The 6,274-nt window shown below is 30.2% G+C and carries 8 protein-coding genes; all 8 read right to left on the bottom strand.

From position 1 onward, the window contains the following. Window positions 1–1,258: hypothetical protein (locus CXF67_RS03635; RefSeq protein WP_145990366.1), on the bottom strand; the 1,258-nt coding region annotated here is incomplete at its 3' end. Window positions 1,259–1,270: 12 nt separating this feature from the next. After that, window positions 1,271–2,125, bottom strand: a complete 855-nt coding sequence (locus CXF67_RS03640) for a hypothetical protein (protein ID WP_102087507.1) — start codon at window positions 2,123–2,125, stop codon at window positions 1,271–1,273. A gap of 451 nt (window positions 2,126–2,576) precedes the next feature. After that, window positions 2,577–2,969, bottom strand: coding sequence for a hypothetical protein (locus CXF67_RS03650; protein WP_102087509.1), 393 nt, complete (start codon window positions 2,967–2,969; stop codon window positions 2,577–2,579). 183 nt (window positions 2,970–3,152) lie between these two features. After that, on the bottom strand, window positions 3,153–3,533 hold the full coding sequence (locus CXF67_RS03655; RefSeq protein ID WP_257984586.1) for a contact-dependent growth inhibition system immunity protein: 381 nt from the start codon (window positions 3,531–3,533) through the stop codon (window positions 3,153–3,155). 211 nt (window positions 3,534–3,744) lie between these two features. Continuing rightward, window positions 3,745–4,353, bottom strand: coding sequence for a hypothetical protein (locus CXF67_RS03660; protein ID WP_102087511.1), 609 nt, complete (start codon window positions 4,351–4,353; stop codon window positions 3,745–3,747). A gap of 298 nt (window positions 4,354–4,651) precedes the next feature. Continuing rightward, complete coding sequence (locus tag CXF67_RS03665) at window positions 4,652–5,113, bottom strand: RDD family protein (protein WP_102087512.1); 462 nt, start codon at window positions 5,111–5,113, stop codon at window positions 4,652–4,654. Beyond that, window positions 5,114–5,407: a barstar family protein gene (locus tag CXF67_RS03670; RefSeq protein ID WP_145990367.1), complete on the bottom strand. Its 294-nt coding sequence runs from the start codon at window positions 5,405–5,407 to the stop codon at window positions 5,114–5,116. It lies immediately after the preceding gene. Between the two features lie 215 nt (window positions 5,408–5,622). Then, window positions 5,623–6,274: hypothetical protein (locus tag CXF67_RS03675; RefSeq protein ID WP_219621015.1), on the bottom strand; the 652-nt coding region annotated here is incomplete at its 5' end.

The following is a 6,274-nucleotide window of genomic DNA, read 5'->3' on the forward strand; positions in this document are numbered from 1 at the left end:
TTGGAAGTACTTTTTTGACAAATTCGCATATATGATAAAATTCAGAACTATTATTAATAAGTTTTTCTGTCTTTAAATCATAAAGAAGAAAACCATCATCAATATTGTAATTTGAGCGAATTTCAAACACTAAAATTCTATTATCAATAACTTGATAAGCCTCAAAAATAGCGTTGAATTTCTCCGTGTGATTTTCTTGGGAATAGCGTTTATTTAACTCATTATACAATTTGTCGAAAACATTCACCAGCTCTTCTGATTCTGTAAATACAAATTGATATTCATAAATGAAATTCTCGCCACGGGTTATTAAACTTTTATCAATACCAATTTTAGGAAACTCTTCCTTCAACTCAGGCAGTACTCCCCAATCATCATTACTGGTATATTCTTTAGTGCGCTGAACTTTTGCCAACTCGGCTTCCAGTTTTTCTTGTGGACTTAATTCTTTCTTTTTGTTTTTATATCGGTCGTAAGTTTTGATGATGTCTATCATTTCATATTCTGGCCATTCTAACGTTGCTATAGAGGCACTAACACTTAATTGTTTTACTTGCTTCCAGATGTTTTTAATTTTTTTAATTCGCAGTTTTTGTTCCTCTTGTGAAAGTCTTTTAAAACTATCTTCTGTCACATTTAAATCTATCAGTGGACCCGTAGGATCCGAGTATTGCCAATTAAAAAACTCATTCCAAGTAGGTGGGCTTCCCGCAACAGTAGGTTCTCTAAACGCACCTTCTTTTGCAATAAGTAAATCAACATCTTTAACAATATAGGTATAGAAAACATTAACAGGCACACTAGATTCTTCTACCTTAATTTTACCTACTTGTAGGTCATTAGTTGCGTTTCCATCACCCGCATATCCTGATATTTTAATATCTACTTTTGTTGGTCTTATATCGAGAAAACGTTTTTGTAAGTCAGGATACTCTTTAAGTTTATCCAAAGAGATACTTCTTATTGTATTATCTACTTTAACTGTATAACTATCTTTTCTGTACCATTGAAAGGCATACATTTCTAGTGGTTCGCCTAGATAATCCCACACTTTCATTTTGAGGGTAAATTCATTTAGAAAACCTGTTTTATCTGCTGCATCGATAGTTCCTCTATGCATTACACCAAGGACTTCAATATCTCCTATAAAACGACCTTGGGAGTCTTCTATTAATCTTCCATCTCTAACGGTACTTACTTGTGCGTTTACAGCAAAAGCTAATAAGAGTAATATAATTGGAATGAATTTGTTTTTCATATTTTTTAATTTTTAATCTTCTTTCGCTTCTTTAATAAATATTCTGGTCAATAGGCCTTCGTTATTATCTGAATTGATTTCTAAAAATTCATTCAAATAACTACTTGTAGTTCCGTGTGGATTGACGTGCTTTAATTTGAGTTTAACTATAAAGGCGATAATTTCTATGTTTTTTCCATCTTTTGTTTTTGAAGGTAAGAAAAATTGTGCTTTATTCTTAGCCTCTGCCTTTAAAGACTGAAAACTTGGATTAATCATATTAATACTTGAAGTGCCTAAATCAATCATTTTTTCTTGTATTATACTATCATTAATAGCTTCTTTAACAAATGCACTAATTGATATGTCAAAATTGCTCATAAGGAGGTCGTAATTCTTATGAATTTTTACGGGAGTATGCGTTTGTTCGATATTTGAAAGTTTAACTTTTAGAAAGTTATTTTCTAGAAAAAAATCAAAATCATAAGTTGCCATATTATTTTCTTCTGTACCGCCTTTTTTATAAAAAGTATTTTTAACCTTGATAATAGCTACACTATCCTTAAGTTTTTTAAAATCTATGGCTTGAGGATTTAATACTTCACTTTCGTACGTATAATCCTCTACTTTTTTGGAAGTTGCTTTTTTAAGCGCATTACTTCCATATTTGATTGCATAGGGAAGTATAATACCAACAACTGTTGTTGCGGCAAAAAACTCTTTTTCATTATCCACTTCTGCTTTTAGAATATATTCAGGTTTTTCCATTACAGTAATAATTCCTTTTACCTTTTCGCAGTCCAAGTTGGTATCTTGTATTTTTAATTGTGCAAAAGTTGAACTGTAAACTAAGAATGTGCAAACTGCTGTAATTATTGGTTTTTTCATTTTGTGTAAGTTTTAGATTTCAAAGATTGAGTTTAATATTAATTAAATCAATACCTACTAATAGGTATTTTTTGCTTGTTGCCAACGGTTTGTGTATGATTAGTGGCGTGTTTAAGCACCTAATTTAGTAAATAAAAACCGAATAGAAAATCCGCGAGGATTTTCGTAAGTAGGCGAGAACTAGCCATTAATTATACACGTTGTTCTACGCAGTTTTTATTCCGCTAAATCATATTCGAAATTTGAATTATCATCGAAATTCCGTAAATTATTGATATTATAATTATTCCTTTTTTAATTGTTTTTCCGTGTGTATTTGACCAATTCAGATAGTCAGATTTTTTAGATTCAGACACTTTCCATTTTCCATTGGCATATTTAAATCCTAAATACATTATTGTAGTAAATGCTATTATTCCGATAATTGAAGTCAAAAGACTTGGTTCCATATTCAATTCTTAATTATTAGTTTAAAGTCCGAATTGTCAATTCTTTTTTCCAATTCAGAGTATGTAATTCCGTTCAGTTCAGTTTTTCCGTTTTTTGCTCGATAAATTTCCGATTTGGTTTCTGTCCCGTTTTGATAAACCCAATTATATAAATCAGTCGAATCTTTTTTTTGAGTTCTGATATTAATACGTTTCCAATTTTTTTCAATTAGTCCAAATTCGGACGTTGTTTTATTTATAATTACATCTCCATTTTCAGATTCATAATATAATTCTTGAAGGTCGCCATAATGGTCTTCAATTTCCATTGAGTATAGTCCAAATCCAATAAATCCGACAACTGTAATTATTACAATTCCAAAAATCAGAAGTCCATATTTTAATCCTATTTTCATTGTTTGGTCAAATTGCGTAGAACGTCCCGTGTATGAAACGTAGCACATAAAAATACTTAAACTTTTCGGTTTAGCACAAGCCAAAACTTTTGCATTTTGTTTTTCTTTAATTTTCTAAAAGCCAAATCAAAAGGTTTGGCGACTTCACAAATACAAGAAAACCTTTCGGACAGCCATAAATTGCTATGTTTTATACACATTGTTGTGCTTTCGGCTTTCTACGTCCTGTATTCGGTCAAATTCTTTTTCGCCAAGTTCCGATTTTATCAAATTCGCATTTTGCCCTACAATTCCATTAAAATGCAGTTGATATTTTTTGTTTTTAGTCCAATATTCCGCCGGTATTATTGAAACAATAACTAAGAAATCTCCTTCGGCTAGTATATTTGATTTCAGTTTTTCGAGTATAATACCAATTAGATAGTACACTCCTATTTTTTTTGAAATCAGAAGTCGCATTTGGTCAGTTGTCAATTCCGAAATACTTATTTTTCTGTATTGGTAGCATCTTTTTATCATATCGGTCAGAAATTCATTTGGCGTTTCCCAAACATTATTTTCCAATTGTTCGATTGATTTTGATGTTATTAGTTTTTTTTAGCTGAAGCACAACGTTGTTGTGTATGGTTAGTTGCGTGGTTAAGCAACTAATTTAGCAAACAAATACGAACCAGAGAAAATTCCGAAGGAATTTTCCAAATAAGCACTTGCCAAAGCAATTAATTATACACGGTGTTACCACATGTTTTTTTAAATTAATTTTGACATTAAAGTTTTAGTCAATATATAATTTTCGCCTTTTATAACCAACAATTAAACCTACGATACCAATAACAAACATAGCTAAAAAGCTAAATAATATATTTTCATTATCTATTAAAATTTTTGAAAAGACAGTAATTATTAAAAACACAAATCCTAAATATATCCAAATTTTATTGTGTTCTAATCTTTTTTTAGTCCAATTAGTTGGGGTTTTATTAAATAATATTTTTAGAGAATCCCAATCCCAATATAACAAAAATAATGTTGAAATTAACATTAACCCAGCAATGATATGCGTCCCTCCAAAATCATAAGAAATTGTAATCACAAAAACGTTGGCTATTATTGGTAAAAAAAGAATGGCTCCTAGCTTTGCAAAGCGTTGTGTCATGAGTAGTGTTCCAGTGATCAATTGTGCTAATCCTAAAAAACGCCAATAAATACCAGATTCATATAAAGTTTCAAAAAAATGGAAAGCAGAATCTATGGGGTTTTCAGCACCACTTTCAGCAGTAAAACGTAATCCTTGAATTTTTACAAGACTTGCAAAAATAAATGCAAAACCGATTAAATATCGAAGGTAAATGATGAATACTTGCATCCAAGCTTTGTTTTTCATGTGAGAAGTTTTTAGTTTATTTACTTAGATGACGATATAACATCAGTTTTGTTACTCAATTCATAATAAACTTTATCTCTTTATATTATATTCTTCTTGCTGAAATTTGCTTAAATCTCTTGTTATTAGGCTGAATCTAAATGTAGTTTAAATGTGTGGTAACGAGTAGGTATATGGTTTGTTGCGTGTTTCCAGCAACTAATTTAGTAAATAATTACCGACAAAGAAAGTCCGCGAGGACTTTCGTAAGTAAGCTAGAATTAGCAATAAATTATATACGGTGTTACCATACGTTTTTTTATTCCGTTTTATTTAATTCAGATGTTTTCACAACAATTGTATTTCCCCAAATATCTCCTAATCGTTGATTTTTATCTGTATTTTTTATTGTTATAATTCCGATTAGTCCAAAAAAGAACATATCGATTGGGTCAAGTAAATGTCTTTTAAAAGATTCTCCAAAAGTCAGTTTTCGGTTTATTCCGTTTTTCGGAATCGCTTTTAGTCCGACTAATGAATTTCCGATTGTTGCTCCGAAACCAATTTCAAGTCCAACAGTCATAATCAGCCAAAAAATAATTGGTATTAATCCAGGCAAACCATTTAAAGAATATCCACCTTCATCATTCGGTTCTCCAAATGTAAAAATTAAAAAGAAAGTTACTCCGTAAATTATTATATAATCTACTAATCCAGCAACAAATCGATTTCCAATATTCGGTTCAGTTTTTATTTGTATAGTTTGTCTTGATTCGTTCATTTAATAATCTGTTGCAATTATAAGATTTGGTTTTTCTCCAACTTCTATTTTTCTATAATTTACAAAAGCTCCACATTCTAAAATTGCATTAAACAATTCAGGAACATTTTCTTTTAAGTATTTTTCGTTTTCAATTTGTAAAATGGTCGGTTCATCAGATAGTTCGTCAATGCAGTCAATCCAAGCATCCATATTTTCTCCATAATAATCTGGAAAGTGCATTTCTTTTTTAAATTCAGCGTGAAATGTCTTCCAATTTTTTAATCTTTTTCCTTTAATTATGAATGTTTGCATTTCGTTCTTAAATGTATGGTAACGGTTGTGTATATGGCTCGTAGCATGCAAAATAGCGATTACCTTTCGGTTAAGCACAAGCCAATTTTTTAATTTTATTATTATCTTTTTTCTCAATAAGCCAAATTAAAAAATTTGGCAGACCTGCAAATACGCCTTCACTTTGATTAAACAACTAAATAGCTATGAGCTATATACGGTGTTAGCACACGTTTTTATTCCAGTCGTTTAAACAATTCCTTATCATTCATTTCGTTAATAATTTCTTCGGAAATTGCATTTAGTTTGACGATAGAAAGGTCAGCATTAGTCTTAAAGTTCAAATTTGGATTTTCCTTTTTTGTTGTCAAATTATATTTGTCAAAATGATTAGTATATTCTTGCGAATTTTTATAAAACCAAAAATATCTCTGAGGTTGGTGAGACGCAGAAGATATGCTCTTATATACTAATCCATTTGCAATACTGTCAGGACTTGTTTGGTACGGTTTTACTTTTTCAGATTTCAGATTCTCAAAGTTATTTTGATAAAACTCATTTGGTTTTGAGTTTGCTAATTTTATAGAATTGAACGCTCCACAATTATCAAATTTCTTAATATAATTGTTATTTCCTTTTTTCCAAAAGGCATACATTGTGAAGTAAGTTCGATTTGAGCTACAAGAATTTGGGTCATCTAAATCAAAAATGTGTGAACTCCCATAAGTAACATGTTTTAAGACAAAAAACTCGGAAACTTTTTTTATTTCTAACTGTGATTTAAATTCCGAAATTAATGATTCGGTTGGGTCAATTTTTTCTTGTCCGAGAGTCAGGTTAAAAATCAGAAGCAATATTATAATTAGTGATCTCTTCATTTTGTTCAAA

The sequence above is a fragment of the Psychroflexus sp. MES1-P1E genome (genome assembly GCF_002836055.1).
Lineage (GTDB): Bacteria > Bacteroidota > Bacteroidia > Flavobacteriales > Flavobacteriaceae > Psychroflexus.

Coding starts and splice junctions, on each gene's coding strand:
- CXF67_RS03660 (WP_102087511.1), bottom strand. CDS start 4,353: ATGAAAAACAAAGCTTGGATGCAAGTATTCATCATTTACCTTCGATAT.
- CXF67_RS03650 (WP_102087509.1), bottom strand. CDS start 2,969: ATGAAAATAGGATTAAAATATGGACTTCTGATTTTTGGAATTGTAATA.
- CXF67_RS03640 (WP_102087507.1), bottom strand. CDS start 2,125: ATGAAAAAACCAATAATTACAGCAGTTTGCACATTCTTAGTTTACAGT.
- CXF67_RS03670 (WP_145990367.1), bottom strand. CDS start 5,407: ATGCAAACATTCATAATTAAAGGAAAAAGATTAAAAAATTGGAAGACA.
- CXF67_RS03665 (WP_102087512.1), bottom strand. CDS start 5,113: ATGAACGAATCAAGACAAACTATACAAATAAAAACTGAACCGAATATT.